Origin of the sequence: Sphingobacterium sp. UBA7625 (assembly GCF_002484085.1) — a bacterium.
In the GTDB taxonomy this organism is placed as follows: Bacteria; Bacteroidota; Bacteroidia; order Sphingobacteriales; family Sphingobacteriaceae; genus Sphingobacterium; species Sphingobacterium athyrii.
Genome location: NZ_DLJD01000046.1, coordinates 106,932 through 126,103, shown reverse-complemented (window position 1 = coordinate 126,103; position 19,172 = coordinate 106,932). Strand labels below are relative to the sequence as shown.

Here is a 19,172-nt window from a genome sequence, read left to right as displayed (position 1 = left end):
TGCCAAATGGCAATTGTGCCCGTTCCGCTATGTCCTAGCTTTGTTCCATAAATTCAACAACAGCAATATGGATATTTTAATTGGACTCCAGTGGGGAGACGAAGGGAAAGGAAAAATCATTGATCTGATCAGCCGTGATTATGACATCATCGCACGGTTTAATGGCGGTGCAAACGCTGGACATAGCATTTATCACAACGATAAACGGATTACGCTGAAATTATTACCCTCAGGAATCTTTTATCCCCACATCAAAAATATTATCGGTACCGGAGTAGTTATCGATCCCCTAGCACTCCGGGCAGAAGTGGAACAGCTTCAAGCCGCTCTGTCTGATGCCGATTTAATCCACCGAATTCTCCTATCAGCGAAGGCCCACCTTGTATTACCAACATACAGGTACTGGGATATGTATTTCGAAGAATCGCCACAATACCGTACTATTGGAACAACTAAAAATGGAATTGCACCGACCTATTCCAATAAAATACTTCGACAAAATGTACGTGTTGGAGATATACTCTCCAACAATTTCGAAGCAGAGGTACTTCAAATCTTAACTAGGCAGTACCTTGATCTACAAGCACTAGGACAGGATATGCCGATGATGCAGGAATTATATGACGATTTTCTGGAAGCATGCAATTTTTTAAAAAAAATACAGATTGCCGATACAGAAATTATCATCAATGAAGCACTCAGCAACAATAAAAAAGTATTGGCCGAAGGAGCTCAGGCTACTTTATTGGACATAGATCATGGTAGCTACCCTTATGTAACTTCTTCAAATACCGTCGCATCCGCAGCATGTGTGAGTTTAGGCGTGTCCCCCAAGCTCATTGATAAGATTTATGGTGTTACCAAAGCCTATTGCACACGTGTCGGAAACGGTCTGTTTCCAACGGAAATAACGGGATCCCTTGCCGATGAGCTACGTGAAAAAGGAGGCGAATTCGGATCCAATACCAAGCGGCCGCGAAGAGTTGGCTGGCTAGACCTTCCCGCATTAAAATATGCCATTATGTTAAACGGCGTGACCGATCTTGTATTAACAAAGGCTGACATCTTAAGTGGTATGTCCGAAGTGCCAATTTGTACAGCCTATGAAATAAATAGTGAGACAAGAGACTTAACCGCACCAACATCTGTTGATGATTCCGCACGACCTGTCTGGAAATTCCTAGACGGATGGGATATCCCATTCAGCAAAATCAACCAGCAAGCACAAGTTCCGAAAGAACTGAAACTATTTCTCTCTTTTTTGGAAGAGGAATTAAAGATCCCGGTAAAATACCTCTCCACTGGTCCACAACGAGAAGAATTAATTATCTTAGGTAATTAATACGCGCATATGGAGCAGCTTTTAGCATATATCCGAAAATTTGGTCAGCTTGATCAGCGGGAGGAAGGACTAATCAGGCAAGCCTTTGAGAAGAAACACATTCCAAAAGCAACCTATTTCGTTACCTGTGGCAAGGTTACCGATCGTATTGCCTTTATTGAAAGCGGTGTATTTCGTTCCCTTTATTATAATAATAAAGGTGACGATTTTACACGCTACTTTATCTACGAAGGTCGCTTTATTGGGGATTTTCAAAGTTTTTTGGACCGTACCCCATCCAATGACTATATTGAATCCGTAACAGATGCACAGTTATGGAGTCTTACTATCCATAATTTTTTACTGTTAGAAAAAGAGATCAAAATCTGGCCCCTTTTAATGGCTAAGCTATACGGATTTGTGATTGAAAGCAAATTAAAAACAGCAAATACCATGATGAATCTCGACGCTAGCGAACGTTATCTGCTGTTTCTAAAACTTTACCCCGGACTGGCAAATCGCGTTCCCTTAGCGATGTTGGCTTCGTATTTAGGTATTACTGCATCTTCATTGAGCCGCATCCGAAAAAATATCGTATGAGAATGCTATTCATATCAGGATGGTCGTCCCCAATGAATCGGGCGAGCTATAACAAAACTAGGTCTCAAATTGCGTCTCATTTACCCTACCATCGGTATAGCAATCGGGTTGTAAAAACATTGTCTTTCAGATCATCAGAAAAATTGGTCAAACTCGTTTTTTCATTGGTCACATGTTCATTGTAGACGGTAAGTTTCAAGCGATTGCTAATCTGATAAGCAACACCATAACCTAACGTACTGAATTTGACATCACCATCAGCGGTAAAATTATCTGGCATTCCAATGGTCATTCCGCTTGCCTTTGTATTAGGGTCATACACATCGTAAGCTAACAAAGCTGTCACACCTGTTTTTGCGATTTCCTGTGTAAACCAAAGGTAATAACCGTTAAATTTTCGCTGGTATAAATCCGTGGCTGGCTGTGTCGTAAAACTTCTGCTTGCATACGGGCCTTTGATATCCGTCCCTCCTGCAACACCAGGCTGGTCTCCGGCCACATATTCTGTCTTGAAGCTGGATTTCCCAAAGCTATTGTCGAGTTCAACCTGTAAGTTTGCACCATAGTAATTTCTGCCAATCCCTTTTCCCTCATTATCATCACCGGTATGCGCTGTATAACCGTCCGCAATGGCCGTGTAATATGTTTTGGTATCGTTACGGACAGAACCTTTATAGAATGAACCGCCAAATCCAAGATGCAATCTTTTATCCGCAAGGCTATCGAATTTAAAAGCCAAGTTTCCAATCAGATCTTTCTTGGAATCATAGTCTTTGGCCGAGTGCCCACTTCCATTAACCAGCGCTAAGTCTAAGTTCAAGAATTTCACTTTACCTCCGGGGTGGTAGCTGACCATCCCACCAAGATCACGCTCACGCGGCATGATAGTTTGAAAAACACGTGCACGTTCCGGGAAATCGCGATAGCCAGACGAGTAAACGATGGAATAGCCAAAAGGTCTGTTGAAAAGACCGGCGGTCAGGCTCAGGCCTTTTTGGCTAGGATGCCGCAGTTGGATGAAAGCATCCATTAATTGTACGCCATCCTGGGTCGCATCGAGCTGAAATACAATACTGGAATAAGTATCCACACGGTCGATCTTAAGGCGGCCACGTCGGATCATAAAACGGTTGTCGGAATTCTTGGAGAAATCACCGCCGGAGAACGAAGTTATTCCTGGTGATTGAGCCTTTTGAAACTGTGTCTGAAGGTATCCAGTGATTTTGATATCATGTGGATCATAACTTGAAGGCGCATTGTTATTTTGCGCCATGGCTACTGCTGGACCGATCAGAGTTGCGAGTAAAAGTGCTTTTTTCATCTATTTAAATATGTTTTCAGCTGTGATGAAGCTATCTGATTTATTCACACCCCGCATGGTTTTGAATCGATCATGATTGTTTCATTGGAATAATATAATCTCTAAAATAATGAATGAATTTTAAGAGGATTATAGGTTCTGATTAAATATTATAAGCCCCCTCATTTCAATGCCGTAAAAATAGATTCTCAATGTTAAGTTAGTATTAATAAATTGTTAGACTATTAATTTGTATACATAAAATTAATGATTTGGTAATACAATTAAACAAAACTATTGCTATTTTGATATAACAAGAGGGGCCGAATCAAAATAGCTATTTTTGACACGGCCCCTTTTTCCTTCGTCTGAAAGTTTAAATATCTAGTCTTATTTTCCCCACCAAACTGGTACATCCATTGGAATTAACTTCGCATTTGGATTATACAATGTTGTAGTTTTAGGGAAAGGAAATCTTTTTGGGGTGTAAGATAACTCTGCACCCACTGCCTCCGGACGAGATACCAAAGCGGGTATGCCAGTCCTTCTATAATCATTATAAGCCTCAATGGATTGATTATACATCGCCACCCATTTCTCCATCATAATATCCTGTAATGTTGCAGCAGAATAATTCGCAACTGAAGTACCATTTTGCGCTCCTGCAGATACATACTGTACATTTGCTTTAATTGCATCGTTTAATATAGTGGTTGCATCAGCACCCTGCTTCTTCTTTACTTCTGCTTCAATAAACTTTGCTTCATAATATGTAATTATTGGGTAGTTAGCTGCTAAAAGTGGTTTAGCGGCAATCGGATCTACTCCAAAGAATATACCAAGTCCAGAAATACTAGATGAAATATCTAATTCAGTGATATCTCCTCCAGCATACACACCTTCTTTAGTTTTTGATAATAAATAACTTAATCGCGGATCACTTTTTGATAGCATTCTATCTACAAATAACTTATTAGCTCCTAAATATCCACCACGAGATTTACTGAAAGCACCCCATTGATTTAGCGCACCACCTTCAGCGGAGTGGACGGCCTCTAGATTGTCAGCATTTGAAGAAATACCCTTAGAAAGGTATTCTAAAACTTTGGTCTCAGTACCCGAAACTTTAGAAGAAGTACGATGTAAATACCTAGCTCTCAACGTATAAGCCGCTTTCTCCCACCTTTTCACATCTCCACCAAGCATTACATCATCTCCTGTTGGTAAGAACAAATTATCATCTTCAGACGCTTGAAAATCAGCAATAGCCTCTCCCAACAAATTGTCGATAGATTTATAAATATCTGCCTGAGTATCCAACTTCGGCGCTCTTACTCCTTCATCAAATCGAAAAGCTTCTGAATAAGGAACATCACCCCATAAATCTGTAGCTATAGCAAGATTGATAGCCATTAATACCTTGCCAATTCCTGCATAATGAGGGCTTTCAGCCCCTGCTTTATCTATTAACAATTTGGCATTATACATTGTTCCAGTATATAGTCCCTCCCAAGAATTATCAAAATCACCTTCGGTAATTCGATAATTTTGAATATCGTTATATTGAGCATCTATACCAGCTGAATGCTGTACCAATATACTGCTAATTCGAGATAACTCGCCCTCTACATTCGCAAATGTATTCACCTCTAATGCTGTTAACATAGTCGCAAGGTTCGCCTCAGCGGGGTCATTGGGGCTTAAATACAGATCATCCCCAGTCTTACAGCCGACAAAAACTGTGAGACATAGAATATATAAAAATTTAAAATTTGCTTTCATATTATATTAAAATTAAAATCCAAAACGTAAATTAAGAGAATAAGATTTAGTTCCCGGATTATTAAAGAAATCATATCCAGCAAAGTTTTGATTTGAACCTGTCAAACTTGTCTCTGGATCAACACCCTTATAATCCGTAATCAATAATACATTACGTAAATTCACACCAACTTGAATGTATTGAATGGATTTAGAGAAATTTTTAAAGCGATAACTAAAATCTACTGATCTTAATCTTGCCCATGAACCATTTTGAATCGCAATTTCTGAATTACTATTACCTAAATAATTTCTGAAATATGTTAATGCATCGATTTCTTTATTATTTTCTTTTCCTTCGTCGGGTCCAGAAGCAAATACACCATCTATTTTATACATTCTTTCACGATCTGCTGTTTCTGCAGCTTTTCCTCTATTATAAAGTCCTGCCTGTGTTCCCCCCCATATTTTACCACCTTTCCTAAAATCCCATAAAAAGGATAATGAAAAATCTTTATACGAAAATTCATTATTCCAATTCATCAACCATGTGGGAATAGGACTTCCAACATTTCCTAACTCATCCTCATAAATAGGTAACCCACTGGTAGGGTTTATCAATACTTTACCTTCCGCATTTCGTTTGAACTTCTGAGCGTATAAAACCCCAAACGGCTGTCCTACAATTGCATAAGACTGAGGAGCTGAAAATGCCGATCCGATAGACATCTTATCTACTCCCTCTGCCAATTCAGTAACTTCGTTTTCATTTTTAGACCAATTTACAGTGGTATGCCAATTGAATTTTTCCGTCTTAACAACATGAGCTGTTATACCAACTTCATAACCCGTATTTTTCATTGCCCCCACATTATTATAATAATATGCGTAACCACTTGTAGGATCAATTGGTTGAGATATTAACAAGTCTGACGAATGCTGTTGATAATATGTGAAGTCTAAGCCTAAACGATTATTGAAAAATTTCATTTCAAGCCCCGCTTCATATCCCTTATTTCTTTCTGGACGGAATTCCTCTGCAACCTGCACATTAGATTTAGCAAAACCTGCCTGCCCAGCATATGGGAATGAAAATCCGTTTGTCATACCATCCGCAATCGTAGGAACGGTGAAATACGACCGATCAGAATAGACATTGGGTGAAATACCTACATTAGAATAAGCAAACCTTACTTTACCATAATTCAGAATAGAATTATTCTCTAACAGATGAGAAAAAACGTAGGAAACATCAGCCTTTGGATAGAAAAATCCTTTAGAATCTTTACCAAAAGTAGTTGACCATTCATTTCTCCCCGTTAATGTTAGGAACAAAATACTTCGATAATCAAAAGTTGCATCTAAAAATATAGCTTTACTATTTTTATATTCTTCATAATTACTAACATATAATTCTTGAGCGGAAGCAAAATTATAATAGCCTGGCATGGCTAAATTTCTACCTCTCCCGAAATTCGTCGTATATTGAGCATAATTAAAGTTTCCTCCGAGCATCCCAGAGACAGAAAAATCTTCCGAAATCTTCGTATTAAACTTTAACAATAAATCACTATAAATATTACGAAAATTAACGTTAGTACGCTTAATCTCGCCATAAGCAAGACCATTATCATCTCCACGAGAACCAATCGCATATATTTGCTTTCCTTCAGTGGAATAATTATCTAATCCCGTTTTCCAAGAAATTGTGAATATATTATTTAATTTCACATCCGCATAAGCATTACCAGTTACACGGTTATTTTGCTCCGTATAAGGATTAAATTCCGTGGACCAATATGGATTATCATAGTTAGGAAAGTATTGTTTTTGAGAACCATCTTCATTGATATAATCCGCCAAATTAAAGTCAGCAGGAGTACGAAGTAAAGCAAGCATGGTACCAGCGAGATTACTACCATTCTGAACAGCCCGAGTATTTGAATTCGTATAGCTCAATGTCCCGCCAACCGTAATTGCATCATTTAATTTCGACTCCGAACTTAAACGCGCAGTATATCTATTAAAAGAAGAGTTTGGTACGATTCCCTTATTATTGTGAGATCCCACAGAGAATCTAAAAGTAGTTTTTTCGCCACCAGAAGTAATCGCTAAATTATTATTAAAAATTCTTCCCGTTTGAAAAAACTCTTTTACATTATCATATGACTGTTTACCAGCTAAACTAGGGCCCCAACTATCAGCACTAACCTTTGATACTCCTCCTTCTCCTTGTCCATAACTAGTTTGCATCTCAGGCAATTTATTAACCTTAGACGCTTCGAAACCTGTCGAATAGACAATACCCAATCCTGAGCCTAATTTCCCTTTTTTCGTGGTATAAATTATTGCACCATTACCAGCGGCTTGACCATAGATCGCTGCTGCTGCGGGTCCCTTTAAGACAGTTACAGATTCAATATCATCAGGATTAATATCCAAAGCCCTATTTGCAGTCTGAACACCAGCTAGATTTTGATTATAAGGGTCATCTCCCGCTTTAATGTTATTAAGACTATTATCTAATGGAACACCATCAACAACAATCAAAGGTTGATTATCGCCAGAAAAAGAAGCAGGACCTCTCAAAATAATCTTAGATGATGCGCCCGGAGTACCACTTGAAGAAGTAACTTGAACACCGGTCGCTTTTGCAGCAAGTCCTTGTATAATATTTGCCTCTCCTGATTTTACTAAATCATCTCCACTAACTTTAGATACTGAATACCCAAGCCCTTTTGTATTTTTAGAGACTCCCATCCCTGTCACTACTACTTCGCTCAAAGCATTGTCAGAACCGTCCAAAGTAACGTTAAAAGCAGATTGTCCTTCCTTAACAATTAGTGTTTTGTCAGCAAATCCTACAGAACGAAAGACAATAACTTTTCCTGTTGGAACAGACAACGAATAATTACCGTTCGCATCTGTCTGCGTGGCAACATTAGATCCTTGAACAGCGATCGTAACCCCTGCCAATGGTTTACCATCGGCTCCTGTTACTCGACCACTTACTTTTTTCTCCTGCGCGAACGCCACCGAAGTTAGGATCATACTACCCACGAAAAAACTGAGTAATTTGTGTTTCATATGTTTACGTTTATTAAAAATGTTAATTTTTGAAAAAAATACTATGGTTAGTAATATACTTTCCGATAATTTATATTATGTATTATAGTTAGTAACATATTTTTCACCAGATTGTTTCTGCTTGTTAAAAAATGTTAAATGCAAAATTATAACTTTTTTTAACTTTTACAATGCTAGCATAACTTTGCGATAACAATAAATTCACAAATAAACATAAACAACTAAAAACCAGATAATTATTTTTAAAGTATTTTCTACATTTAGTAACATTATGAATTGTCCATCGGAATAATTAATCGCTAAAATTTTGTCATTTGGGGCTTCCACAGCTTTTCGCCACTTACTTATTGTATATGTCAATAATGTAATTTGCCAGCAACTCATCTGCCAGTAAGATCATTTTTCCTGAATTGACCGGTCTAAACTAATGCAAAGAAATATCTAAAGCTAATAACAAAAAAAGTCAGATCCATCTAGATCTGACCTTACAAAATCAGCTATATAAGCTGGTTTTAGCTATAAAGCTTTCTTATTTTATTCCACAGCAAAACGACAGGGATCAAAAGCAATAATACAAACCACCAATAATTAGCATTTAGAGAACTGTTTTTCGTTTGCTTTGTACGGTATCCCTTCTGAACCGAACCTTCGGTAGCAGTTATTATTTTCTGATGTTGTGTGTTTGCCCTAGTTTTTGACTCCTGTATCCACAATTCCCCTGCCTCAGCTGTCAAACCGCTATCCGGATGAAAACGGAAGCCGCTGTCCGAGGAGAAATACCATGATCGAGAAAGGCTATCCCGTTGCAGCGTATACCGTCGCTGGGCAACCTCATTCCACCGCCATTCACTACGCGAAGACTGCAACTCAGCCCCATTTTTTTGCTGATAAAGCTTGCAGGAGCTCAGGCACATCAAGCCTATGGCATAGATCAATCGGCAATTCGTTTTCCTGCACATAACTTCCCCCTTTCAATCCAGCCAATTTGAAAATGCATAGATCGTAGCCAGTGACCGTCGCTTTGACAATACGCCGTTATTGACATTACCTTCTACCGTTAGGATCCAGTTCCGCTCCATTTTCTGAACGATGCCGACATGGTCTATGCGTCCAAGCTTTTGATTATAGATTGCAAATAGATCTGCCCGGCGGACAACGCCGCTCTGTATCTGCTCTTTTGTATAGGAACGGGCCAGGGGAAAAAGTGCGGGGCTCCAGGCATTGCGTGGAGCAGGAAGGCCAGCCTTGCCGNNCAACCTTTCCGTAACACCAGGACACAAAAGCCGCACACCAGGCGTGGCCTTTACCAAGGCCAGTATAGGCAAGGTACTCTTCGACTCGTGGGCCATCGTTATTGCCGGTTGCTTCTTTGACAGCCATCTCGTGTCGGGCAATGTCCACGATTCGTTCCCGAAAGTTCACAGATGAACTAAGTTCACTTGCCCCATAATGCACAGCTACCTGCTCATAGGAGCTTGAGGGTACATTATGTTCCACTACAGGACGATTGCCAAAACCGCCAAGAAGGAGAACAGCGACAGAAAGAACACCGAGAAATAAATAATGCATTGTTGCCATGATGTCAATTGATTAAAATGATAACTAAGGTCCTGACGGAAGAACTTAAAAGGTTGCCAGAGAATTTCCTGCAGCCAACAGCAGCAGTAGACCGCGAGTAATCCTGCCAAAATACAGAATAGCAGTACGGAAAGCATACCGATATCCAATACGCCAGCTGTAGGATCTACTGCCTGGAGCAAAAAACCTGCTGAAATAAAAAATACGCAAAGGCAGACCAGCACAATCCCGAGCAGCTGCTTATTCGTTAGGGGCCAATAGATATCCTCGATATCATAGACCATTTGTTTTTGTAATGTTTTCATTTCCTTCTGATAAAAATTAATTAATGTGATAGGTTCCCAAATATTGACTGCGTGCGTAGCGCAAGCCATCCCGTTCGTTACAGAGCAGATAAAGAAGTATATCCTTTCCGAGTAAATTTTCGGGGATTTCTATTGTAACTGCATTATCCCGGCGCAATGTGGGTACTTGACTTCCCAGTGCTACTCCTTCCTCAGCCTGATAGGCTATTAGCCTCACCCGGTCGTCCCAACAGCCAAAAGTGGCCTCACCAAAATACTGTACGGTTAGCCTACGATTTTCCCGGGTGACATCCCCCACAATGACACTGGGAAGATTACCATCACTCAGCCATGCTTTTTCAGGATCCAGACTCGGAACTCCGGACAGGTCCGAGATTGCAACCTTTAAAACCTGTGACATCGCCAAGTTAAATGGATATATAAAACGCTTCTTGCGCTTGGCCACAAATTTGAAGCCTTCGTCAATGATATCTTTCAACGGTGACAAAAAACTGACTGCAAGCGCAAATCGTTTTTGTTGCGCCAGTTGCGCGGGGGTTTTCTTATTTTTTCGAATTTTCTTCATGATTTATCTTGATAAGAATGGAATACCGTCCAGAATGGACGGCATTCCAACATTAAAACTAGCTGAGCTCGATCAAGCCCAGGTAACTACTTTTGGATACACGTTTTTTCTTGCGATCCGCCATAAACATCCACATATGCACCTCGCCTCCGAGCAAGTGGGCTGGCACGCCGAAGGTGACCGTCCCCGCACTTCGCGTAGGTACGGAAGCCGGAGCCAAAAATTCATCCTGCTCCGGATGATAACAGATAATATATACGCCGTCGTCATCCGCACTCTTGTAGATATCATTATTGACCATATCCCAGCTTACAGTCAGCTCCTCGTTGGCATACACCGGAGCCTGTGGTGGCCCCAGATAAAAAGCACCATCCGCGATACGGATTTTACTGTAGTCCAGCGTGAAACTGGGGTAAGTACCCTGGATAACCAACGGCAGATTAAACTGAAAGGCTGCATTGAGCGGTGTCTGCCGATCAGCCTTTTTCTGACCAAATCCAACCTGAAGATATGAGGTGATGGGCAGCAGAAAGCGCATGACCAGCTTGAATCTTGCCTGAATGATCAACTGCTCTTCAGTAGCAGGTTTATTGCTCTTTTTGTACAGCCCTTTGAGGTAATTTATACTCTTCCAGCTGGACCCTATCACGGAGCCGGTTTTACCGCTCACACGTCCATTTATTCCATTTACAATTGTTCCCATTTTTTCTATTTTTTAAAAATTAAACTAACGTCAGCAGCTAAGACATACCGGTATTTAAGCCTGACACCACAAACGTAAAAACTTAAAAATCAAAAACATATACACATAACAAGTCTGACAGCATACTGGCAGGAATCCTTCGGGAGACAGGCAGGGATCTGGCAGGATGCCGTAAAAAAAAGACCATACTATAGGAATTCACCTGACCAACAAACACCCAACTCCTGCCCTTCCATTAGCGATAGGCTACTGTTGCATTGGGCTGCTTCGGGTGCAGCCCGAACAGCGGTAAAGACCCACCCGAACAAAGCCAAAGCTTGCCCCGAGCAGCGGCAAAAGAAAAGCATAAGATAGGCCGGTATTGGTCAGAAATTGACCCGAAGAAAAATAAAATGTTCGTGGTTTCGCTAGCACCAACGGCTATAAAAGCAAACCGAAGGTACTTTCTAATCAATAGAGACAAATATTTTCAGAAAAAAAGGTCTTCCGAAAACGAAAGACCCTAAACTAGGACTGCTATTTTACCGTTAGCTTACAGATTCCAGTAAGCACGCTTAAAACGCTCAACTGCAGCAGCGAGGAAAAGACGTTTCCCATTTTCCTTTCGTACCATACCAAGCATTCCTTTATGCTGATAACGGTACAGTGTGCGTTCACTGACACCCACATAGTCCTGCACATGGGCAGCATCCCACCAGACAGCTTCTGTATCGTCAGCATCTATCGTATTGCGCTTTATGTTATGCAGCCGCTTATAGAGTATATGCAGTGCAAATAAAATAGCGCCATCATTCCCCTTGTGAACGCTATTTCTGGTTTTGTTCAAAATAATCCTCATAAGTTGGTTTTAATCCATTAACTATTTTTCAGTTTGTTTATTTTCCCATTTCTCCACTGTATCGCGGACAATTCCATGTCTGTTGAGCCTGCCCGTAATTGTATTTTGTTCGATCCACTGGTCAAAATATTTATACTTACCTTTTTCGCCCCTTTTTATTTCTATGCCTGACAAGATTACATATGCTGCCGTAATGGCTGTAATATGATTGAGCGAGACCGCAAAACTACGGTGCACCTGTGCAAAATTGGCCTTGGGCAACCACAGGATCATGTCGCCAAAAGTCACATTAACCTCGATATATACTTTCTCATCGGTCCAGATCCAGGTCTGATCATCTTTCGCCTCGATGTAAATAATCTCATCGTAATTTAACCGACGTTTCTCCTGGCCCCGTGCACCATAGAAAAAGCATTTATTTCCATCATCAAGATCATTCAGTCCATATTTTTGGAGTTTGGCTATCACCTTGTCCATCGCCTTGTAGAAACGGTCCCTTTCAAAAGGTTTTAGAAAATAGTCCGTTACTTCATAATGAAACATTTTATCCCCCACCTCCCTATTCGTACTGCACACCACGACCTGTAGCCCGGCAATACCCGGATTAATACGCTTTAGGCCAGCCAGCTGCCCCAAGATATCCAGTCCACTGACGATGGGCATTTCAATATCCAAAAACAGTACGTCAAGTTTCAGACTACGCAATGCGACCAATGCTTCTTTGGGGTTGGTCGTCGCGTACACACATTCGACCCCTGTGCTGAGATCCACATATGTTTTTAGATCATCGACGATATCCGGATCATCATCCACAATGGCGGCCCGGATTTTCTTTCGCCGTTTTTCTTGCTTCATTATTTTTTCTATTGTTTTCATGTTTAAAATTTATTTCCAAATCCAGGTAAAATATGCCGCCCTCCTTTTTTTTAATCAGTGAAAATGCATCGCCGTATTCCATGCGCAGCAATTTTGTCAATTGCTCTAATCCCGTTCCGCCAGCCTCAAAGATCCAGGCCGACCGCTGGGCTATCCGGTTGATACTTTTGATCATGATCTTCTGTTCATCTACACACACCTGTAGGATTGCCGGTTGCTCCGTATCCTCCAGGTCGGCGTGCTTTACCATATTTTTGTATAGGCTCAATAATGTCATTGGGATTATGGGTCTGTTAAAGTCATCAATATCCGTCTTTAATAAGATATGCGTCTCGTCATACAAGCGCATCATCATGCGCAGGTACTTGATTTCATCCTCGATCGTACCTAACATACAGTTAGCAAATTGCAGTTTCCGCATAGCATAGGCCTGTAAACTTAAAAATAGATCAATCCGGGCCAAAGCTACACGCTTGTCTCTTGCCCTGCGGGCGAAGCTCTGCGTCAGATTGCCCATAAAATGAACTGTCCAGTTACGAAAGAACTGTGTCTTGATGCTTGCCACCGACTGCTCCCGGATCAAGCCCAAATGTCGGAACAGGCCTATTGTCAGGTTATAGCCTATCTCAATCGCTAAGATCATCAATCCTTTGAGTGCAAAGGATATATAGAACGTCAGGACGCCAATACCAAAGTCGACGGCCTTAAAGAGCCCGGGATTCTTCAGCACCCTTTTGCTCAATACCGTTGGAAACTGATAAAGGACGAGGAAAACAACTAACGTCGTCAGCAGTAAATAGACAAGCAAGGAAAACAGATGCTGTAACGAAAATTTTCTAAAAAGCATACGCCGTAGCCAGGCCCTATTTGCGTAACTAACTGTCAACATAATAAGCGCTACGAAAAACATTACAGGCAGGTGCCCCCAGCCAAATTTATAGACATTGACAGTGGTGACCCAGGCAAAGTAGATCGTCCAACAAATCATATGAATACGGTAAGGCAACGGTTTCAGAATACTGTCCTTGATCATATCGGTTTAGGCTATAAAGTAACACAGATCTTAATTTAAACAGGTTTAAAATTGTTTAAAATGACAATTTATAGATTTAAAGAGATTTTAACAAACACGTCACAAAAAAGGGACATTAAGTCACGATCCCTATTTCCCGAAATTTCTGACGGGCTAATTCAAACTCCTTTGGTCCGATCCCAACCGAACGACAAGTAGTCACATCAAAGAGCATCCCTTTATCTGCTACAAGAAATGGCAACCAGATGACCTGATCAGGTTTATTTTCAGGCAGATCTATGGGGCTTTTATCAAAAATTGTTGGTAGACATTCCCATTGAAGTAACTCTTCGGCCTTCAATAGATGCACAGGATCAAAGACATGTTGCATGATACGCGGATAGTCCGCTTTACACTGCACGTAAAGATCTTCGGAAGCTCGCAGCCTGATCTGCGCACCGATTTCAGTCAAAAGAAGCGCAATAATGGGCGTATCCGCCCAATGGCTCAAAGCAACGATACCTTCACGCAGTGATAGATCGGTCCCATGCAGTTTTACTGTGGCCCAGCCCCTGCCCTGCTTATCAATACTAAGCTGCCCGTCAATATAAACGACAACATCATAATTTTTACGAAGCGCTTCCCTGAGCTTCAATAAAGGGTTGCCACGGTCAGCTTTAATAAAAATCAGTTCGGCTTCGGTCGCTTCACGGCCAAAGGACAGTTTATATTGCTGCCGATAAATCTGGCCCTGTTCTTCAAAGACATCTGCACGGAGTAGTATGGCCAGCTTTCGTCCCAGCATCATTAATGCTCTTGCTACCATTGCATAAGGACCAATATGCAGGCAAGCCCAGATGCGGGGTTGCCGATCCAGCACGGGCCACGAGCCGATCAGCTGATTCAATAAATTGTCATCTCTACGATAATGCTGCCGGGCCATCCAGCTCTGGTGTAAGTGCAATAATCCGATTAGCTCATCATGGCTATGGATCAGTCCCCAGCGGTATAAGAGCGCAATACTTTTGAGGCTTCGGTACCAGCGGTCGGAAGCAAGGTATAATTTGTCGATTGTTAAATCTGGGGTATTCCCCAGATTTTGAGGTATTGTATTCATGGTTGTTCAAATAAATTGGTTGTCAAAAAAAGGGTGTCCGGATCACCCATCTATCTCTTGCAAAGCGATTATAGATAGTATAAACTACATTTTTCCTCTGCAGACTCGATCATTAACTTTACTGTTTCCGAACCGGAATACATGTAGAGCGCCTGATCAGCCAAAAGCTGCATTTTCATAAAAAGCTGTTCCATTTCTTTTCCATCTTTTTTATCCGTACTTAGCACCAAACTTGCCTTGTCTGGTCACTTTGCTTTCGGGCCGGGAAAGCGTGGTGATCACGGTGGCTAATTTGGCAGAAAAACAAGACTTTAGAGCCATTTTTCGGTGCTTAAGGCATACAGACCTGTAAACGATAAATTTAGCTAACCGCTAAATTTCACCGTATCTCCAAACCGGTTTACCTGCTCTCCAGACCTATCCACAGTTTTTTTTGGTCACATCCTTCATTTTTTCGTAGAATTTAATCACAAGCCATGACCAACAGTGAATCAATCAGTTAAAGAAAACCCATGTTAAAAAAATCATTTTATGGAAAGAAGTTATGACTTTACCTTACCTCAGGAATATCAGCTCATCGGGCGGCCAAAATATGAGCTGGGCTCCCCCATCCGTAATGCCCGGGAGCAGCATTGGATATCCCTTTACAATTGCATTAGCGAACAGACTTTTGATGGGCGCTATGGCTATCTCTACTATTATGAGTTCTGGATGGAACGAGAAGAAACTATCCCCGTATATACGACACTGGGCGACCTACACCTTACCTATTGTCTACAAAGCGACTCGCCGATTCGACAGCGCCATCATACCCATGATTTTGTGATGGACTTTTTCGAAGGGTGGGGCGCGTACCTCTATATAGCAAAAGGCGAATATGGGATTACTGTACCCAAAGGCCATCATATCCTTGTTGGCTTTATACTGGATGCCGGACTATTCAGGCCACCCGCCAGCCGGCATTTTAATTTTTTGCAACATTTGGTTACAGCCAGGAAAGAGCAGTCATCCAAGGCCGACAAAAGCGTTACTTTCCGTGTGGGTGAGGTGACCAGACGGCAACTACAACAACTTTTTAGCAAGATCAATCCCAATATCCTGGACAACGAGCATATGTTGCTCAAACATCTCATTTTTCTGATCCAGCTCAGCCGGTTTAAATTACTGGGCGATAATCAGGAAAAACTGATCGATCAGGCGCGCAATTTATTACAGATTACGATTCTTCATCAGGGGGCCAAAACCAGATTATCCGACATTGCCAAAGTACTTTTAGTGAGCAGGGATCATATCAATGCCGAGCATAAAAAACACTATGGCTGTAAATTTCACGACTACCGCAACCAGTTGCTCTTGGATCTCGTAGCTTCTATTATCATAGGTAACGAAAAATTGGCTACCACTGCCGAGGAATGCGGATTTAGCAGTATCAATGAACTTAATAAGTTCGTCAAAAATCAGATAGGCTTTACTGCATTAACTTTTAAACAGCAACAACAATCAATTTACAACAACGATTCTGGTGCTGTAAATGATCCGATAGATCCATTTACCTCATCTTAGATTAATTTTCTGCCTCCCCCTACCTCTGTTTCTACCTAACGCTCGGCTAGATATTGCAGTAATTTAGCATTGTAATACTTAGTAAGCGATTAAAACAAAAGGAGATGGAACACAACAGAAAATATAGGCAAAATGATGACACTTTAGAATCTGATAGAGTTGTGATGAAAACTAAAAGAAAAAAGTGGGAAATCTTCATGGAGATCTACGTCCTATCTGCTCTGGTGATGTTGATTGTGTTGCTTTTCGTGACGGGGTTAGGTAAGGTGTTTAATCATTCGGCTTTTGTAAGCCAGCTGAATAAGCAGCCGCTTCCGGACTGGTCGACAGCAATTTTAAGCTATTTATTACCAATGCTGGAACTGGGAACAGTAACACTGCTCTGTATTCCAAAATTAAGATTCTGGGGATTGGGACTTACCATTCTACTGATGACCGCATATACAATCTATGCGTACCTGGCTTTCATCGAAATCTATGGTTATGTCCCCTGTGCCTGCGGCAAAGTATTTGAAAAAATGAGCTGGAAACAGCATTTCTTTTTCAATCTGGGCATTACTTTACTTGGCGTTCCAGCATTATTGATGGAACATAAATTAAAAAGGAAATTAAAAAACTATGCATAGCGAACTCCGACGGGAGTTCAACCGATAGGACATTAGTCAATAGCTAACCAAGCTCTTCTCCCGGGATTGCGACAATCCAGATATATAATAACCTTAAGAAAAGGCAAGTCACCGGGACAAGATATTGAAGAGCTAGAAACTAGAGACCTGTATTAATAATACATTAAATAATATCAACATGAAAAAAGTAAAATTATTTGTCCCAATCTTGGGAGCAGTTTTAGGATTTGGCCTATATGTAGGACACGTCAAGGCGGAAGAAAGTAAAAAAGCAGACATTGAAGTAAAAGCAGATCCAGCATGGACGCTTAACGATCCCAATGCTGATCCGACAAATCCCGCTAACTATTCACCTTACACTGGTGATCTTTCTACACTTTGTCCGGGTACACAAAACATTTGTGGTATTGTGGCCCCAAATGATGGAACGGATCATCCTGTAATTGAAGAGGATAGTGATCTTATGCAACGCATACAGAACAAAGACACATCTGAGTCGGATGTATTTTTGCAAAATTAACATTAAGGGGGCACTACACAATGCCCCCTTTTCTATTGATTCTGCTCCAGCTTCCCTATCGAAACGATTTCATCGGGGATTTTAAATGTATATCTTATATCATTAGGTTCTAATGTATAGACCTTTCCCTTATATAGTCTAGTGATTTTTTTCTTGAACCGGTCATCAAGATTAAGCCTTCTAAGATCCATCCATCGAATACCGGCACGAAAAGCCAATTCTTTTTCCCGCTCTTCCAGCACAAACCGAAGCACAATATCCGGATCACTGGAATTATAAACGGTAAAGCTTTCCCTAACAATTCGTTTTTTGAGGAGCTCATTTATCCAATTTAATGCGATATCCAACTTGCCCAAACGAGCAGCGCACTCAGCTCCAATCAAATAAATCTCATCCCGAGCTATTCCACTGAATACTACAGAAGCTACATTGCCATCATAACTCCCATAAAACCCTTTTCTGCCATCAACATTTTTTCTGTAAAATAAACTTCTTCTGAGATCATCCATAGCATATTTTTGATACAATACACTATCGACCATTGACCGCGAAGTGGAAGACATACCCGAAAAATCGCCTTTTGCTGCATGAAATATTACTTCTTTATTTAAAACCGGAAATTGAGTACTCGAAGCCAATGGATCGAGCAGATTATAATCAATCAGCTCGCCGTTGAATAGTAAACATGAGTCTGCGTATACGAATGCTTTGTCATAATTTTGAGTTACTAAATAAAAACGAGCCAATGCAGCCCATGCGGCTTCCCTCCCCGGTATTGTCCTGGCTTTCGTATGATCTGGCAACAGATTACCAGCCGTTATCAACAAACGCTCAATCTCCTGATAGCAGTCTTCGAGCGAAGGACGGACAGATTTTTCTTCAATATTAGCCGAGGGACGAATAGGAATGCCCAATTTCCCCAAATTATTCCCCCGTTCATAGGGTGGCGCATACAAAGCGGCAAGCTGCATTAGGGTAAAACCCTTTGAAAATGCTGCTATGCCCTTAGCCATCCTGCGATCCGATTCACTTCGATTGCCCAAATCCGCATGATCTACTCCTTGCAGCACGACATTCGTATCATAAATCCGCGCATAATTTTGGTTCCAGTTGTTTGCATGGCAGGGTTCTCCAATCCATAAGTATGCATATCTTCCAGTCTCATCCAACGCATCAATATCCTGTTCGGAGAGATAGAAAAAATCACTTGCATAATCGTATGAAAATGGATAGTTGGCATTCATCCGGGTTTCATTTTGAACTATAGCCAAATAGTCATCGACTGTTTTGACCAGTGCCAGTGAACTATCTGGTTTTACATCCAGAAAACCGCTACATGAAGACAACCCTAACACGCCAACAAAGGTCAATAATATCATTATTCTATTCATGGTATTTGA

The 19,172-nt window shown here is 41.0% G+C and carries 18 protein-coding genes; 5 read left to right on the top strand and 13 right to left on the bottom strand.

Translation table 11 applies throughout. The features are described from left to right. The first annotated feature begins 67 nt into the window (after window positions 1-67). Complete coding sequence (locus B4G94_RS19275; protein ID WP_286861121.1) at window positions 68-1,342, top strand: adenylosuccinate synthase; 1,275 nt, start codon at window positions 68-70, stop codon at window positions 1,340-1,342. Between the two features lie 9 nt (window positions 1,343-1,351). Next, window positions 1,352-1,921, top strand: coding sequence for a Crp/Fnr family transcriptional regulator (locus B4G94_RS19270; RefSeq protein ID WP_286861119.1), 570 nt, complete (start codon window positions 1,352-1,354; stop codon window positions 1,919-1,921). A gap of 85 nt (window positions 1,922-2,006) precedes the next feature. On the opposite strand, the gene B4G94_RS19265 is transcribed toward B4G94_RS19270, so the two are convergent. The 12 genes from B4G94_RS19265 to B4G94_RS19210 all read right to left on the bottom strand — a co-directional run bounded on the left by B4G94_RS19265 (window position 2,007) and on the right by B4G94_RS19210 (window position 15,257). Then, window positions 2,007-3,242, bottom strand: coding sequence for a porin (locus B4G94_RS19265; protein WP_286861115.1), 1,236 nt, complete (start codon window positions 3,240-3,242; stop codon window positions 2,007-2,009). Between the two features lie 369 nt (window positions 3,243-3,611). Then, on the bottom strand, window positions 3,612-5,003 hold the full coding sequence (locus tag B4G94_RS19260) for a SusD/RagB family nutrient-binding outer membrane lipoprotein (RefSeq protein ID WP_104384305.1): 1,392 nt from the start codon (window positions 5,001-5,003) through the stop codon (window positions 3,612-3,614). Between the two features lie 12 nt (window positions 5,004-5,015). Beyond that, a complete protein-coding gene (locus B4G94_RS19255; protein ID WP_286861112.1) occupies window positions 5,016-8,069 on the bottom strand; it encodes a SusC/RagA family TonB-linked outer membrane protein in 3,054 nt (1,017 codons plus the stop codon). A gap of 512 nt (window positions 8,070-8,581) precedes the next feature. Next, on the bottom strand, window positions 8,582-9,028 hold the full coding sequence (locus B4G94_RS19250; RefSeq protein ID WP_286861109.1) for a hypothetical protein: 447 nt from the start codon (window positions 9,026-9,028) through the stop codon (window positions 8,582-8,584). Between the two features lie 537 nt (window positions 9,029-9,565). Further along, complete coding sequence (locus tag B4G94_RS19245) at window positions 9,566-9,952, bottom strand: hypothetical protein (protein WP_286861106.1); 387 nt, start codon at window positions 9,950-9,952, stop codon at window positions 9,566-9,568. A 16-nt stretch (window positions 9,953-9,968) separates the two neighbouring features. Further along, a complete protein-coding gene (locus B4G94_RS19240; RefSeq protein WP_286861103.1) occupies window positions 9,969-10,517 on the bottom strand; it encodes a DUF6266 family protein in 549 nt (182 codons plus the stop codon). A 58-nt stretch (window positions 10,518-10,575) separates the two neighbouring features. After that, window positions 10,576-11,220, bottom strand: a complete 645-nt coding sequence (locus B4G94_RS19235; RefSeq protein ID WP_286861100.1) for a DUF6266 family protein — start codon at window positions 11,218-11,220, stop codon at window positions 10,576-10,578. A gap of 532 nt (window positions 11,221-11,752) precedes the next feature. Then, window positions 11,753-12,058, bottom strand: a complete 306-nt coding sequence (locus B4G94_RS19230; RefSeq protein ID WP_286861097.1) for a hypothetical protein — start codon at window positions 12,056-12,058, stop codon at window positions 11,753-11,755. A gap of 21 nt (window positions 12,059-12,079) precedes the next feature. Next, complete coding sequence (locus B4G94_RS19225) at window positions 12,080-12,913, bottom strand: LytR/AlgR family response regulator transcription factor (RefSeq protein WP_286861094.1); 834 nt, start codon at window positions 12,911-12,913, stop codon at window positions 12,080-12,082. Then, window positions 12,864-13,967, bottom strand: coding sequence for a hypothetical protein (locus B4G94_RS19220; protein ID WP_286861091.1), 1,104 nt, complete (start codon window positions 13,965-13,967; stop codon window positions 12,864-12,866). The genes B4G94_RS19225 and B4G94_RS19220 overlap by 50 nt, the downstream gene beginning before the upstream one ends. A gap of 115 nt (window positions 13,968-14,082) precedes the next feature. Beyond that, window positions 14,083-15,063, bottom strand: a complete 981-nt coding sequence (locus B4G94_RS19215; protein WP_286861088.1) for a hypothetical protein — start codon at window positions 15,061-15,063, stop codon at window positions 14,083-14,085. A 68-nt stretch (window positions 15,064-15,131) separates the two neighbouring features. After that, window positions 15,132-15,257, bottom strand: a complete 126-nt coding sequence (locus B4G94_RS19210) for a hypothetical protein (protein WP_286861086.1) — start codon at window positions 15,255-15,257, stop codon at window positions 15,132-15,134. A gap of 337 nt (window positions 15,258-15,594) precedes the next feature. On the opposite strand from B4G94_RS19210, the gene B4G94_RS19205 reads away from it, so the two are divergent. From B4G94_RS19205 to B4G94_RS19195, 3 genes are all read left to right on the top strand, one after another. After that, entirely contained in the window at window positions 15,595-16,626 is a 1,032-nt protein-coding gene (locus tag B4G94_RS19205; protein WP_286861083.1) for a helix-turn-helix domain-containing protein, read from the top strand. A 164-nt stretch (window positions 16,627-16,790) separates the two neighbouring features. Continuing rightward, window positions 16,791-17,252, top strand: a complete 462-nt coding sequence (locus B4G94_RS19200) for a MauE/DoxX family redox-associated membrane protein (protein ID WP_286861081.1) — start codon at window positions 16,791-16,793, stop codon at window positions 17,250-17,252. Between the two features lie 178 nt (window positions 17,253-17,430). Then, the gene (locus B4G94_RS19195; RefSeq protein ID WP_165308794.1) at window positions 17,431-17,772 is read left to right on the top strand and encodes a hypothetical protein; all 342 of its coding nucleotides are present in this window, start codon (window positions 17,431-17,433) and stop codon (window positions 17,770-17,772) included. A 32-nt stretch (window positions 17,773-17,804) separates the two neighbouring features. Here the strand turns inward: B4G94_RS19195 and B4G94_RS19190 are convergent, their stop codons facing one another. Beyond that, window positions 17,805-19,163 (bottom strand): RagB/SusD family nutrient uptake outer membrane protein, encoded by a 1,359-nt coding sequence (locus B4G94_RS19190; RefSeq protein WP_286861078.1) that lies wholly within the window; start codon window positions 19,161-19,163, stop codon window positions 17,805-17,807. Between the last annotated feature and the right edge of the window lie 9 nt (window positions 19,164-19,172).